Origin of the sequence: Herbaspirillum sp. B65 (assembly GCF_000333555.1) — a bacterium.
GTDB classification, from domain to species: Bacteria; Pseudomonadota; Gammaproteobacteria; order Burkholderiales; family Burkholderiaceae_D; genus Herbaspirillum; species Herbaspirillum rubrisubalbicans.
Map to the genome: position 1 here is coordinate 1 of NZ_BADI01001135.1, position 1,525 is coordinate 1,525.

Consider the following 1,525-nt stretch of genomic DNA (forward strand, 5'->3'; position numbering starts at 1 on the left):
GAGATCTTCTGCAGCCAGGGATGACGCCGCTGGCGGCGCGCCTCATCGGCGGCCGGATCATGGCGCAACAACTGCGCACACATCATCGGCGTGGTGGTCAGCGACACCACCAGCGAGACCAGGATAGCCACCGACAAGGTGATGGCGAACTCGCGGAACAGACGCCCGACGATGCCCTCCATCATCAGGATGGGAATGAAGACGGCGATCAGCGAGATGCTCATCGACAGCACCGTGAAACCCACTTCGCGCGCCCCCAGCAGCGCCGCCTGGTAAGGCTTCATGCCAGCCTCGATGTGGCGCGAAATATTTTCCAGCACCACGATGGCATCATCGACCACGAAGCCGGTGGCAATGGTCAAGGCCATGAGCGAGAGGTTATCGAGACTGAAGCCGGCCAGGTACATGATGCCGAAGGTACCGATCAGCGAGACCGGCACCGCCACCGCGGGAATGAGCGTGGCCCGTGCATTGCGCAGGAACAGGAACACCACCATGATCACCAGCGCCACCGAGAGCATCAGGGTGAACTCGGTTTCCTTCAATGACGCACGGATGGTGGGGGTGCGATCCAGCACCACCTTCATATCGATGGCGGAAGGGATGGAGGCCTGCAACTGCGGCAACAGTGCGCGCACGTTATCGACCGTGTCGATGATGTTGGCGCCGGGCTGGCGGTTGATGATGATCAGTACCGAGGGCTTGCCGTTGGCCGAACCGGCATTGCGCACGTCAGCCACCGAGTCGCGTACCTCGGCCACGTCCTGCACCCGCACTGGCGTGCCGTTGCGGTAGGAGACGATCAGCGGCGCATATTCGGCCGCAGTCTTGGCCTGGTCGTTGGCATAGATCTGCCAGTTGCGGTCGGCATCCTCCAGCAAGCCCTTGGGGCGATTGGCATTGGTGGCGGCCACGGCGGTGCGCACGTCGGCGCTGCCGATGCCGTACTTGTTAAGCGCAGTCGGGTTCAATTCGATGCGCACCGCCGGCTGCGAACTGCCGCCCACGCTGACCTGCCCCACCCCGCGCACCTGCGACAGCTTCTGCGCCACGATGCTGTCGGCGGCGTCGTACATCTGGCCTTGGGTCATGGTGTCGGAGGTCATGGCCAGGATCAGGATGGGCGCATCGGCCGGGTTGACCTTGCGATAGGTCGGGTTGCTCGCCATCCCGGTAGGCACAGGTTGCGCGCGGCATTGAGTGCGGNCTGCACGTCGCGCGCAGCACCGTCAATGTCGCGGTTCAGATCGAATTGCAGGNTGATGCGGGTGGAGTTCTGCGAACTGGTCGAGGTCATCTCGGTCACGCCCGCAATCGCCCCCATGGCGCGCTCCAGGGGCGTGGCCACGGTAGCGGCCATGGTCTCGGGGCTGGCGCCGGGCAGCGAGGCCGAAATCGAGATGGTCGGATAATCCACCTGCGGCAGCGGTGACACCGGCAGCAGGCGAAAGGCCACGATACCGGCCAGGGCGATGCCGATGGTCAGCAAGGTGGTGGCGATGGGCCGCTGGATGAAGGGAAGCGA

Annotated in this window: 1 pseudogene; it reads right to left on the reverse strand. The window is 64.2% G+C overall.

The annotated features are described in order from the left end of the window. Positions 1–1,525, reverse strand: a pseudogene (locus I5W_RS26740) (efflux RND transporter permease subunit); the annotation flags it as partial.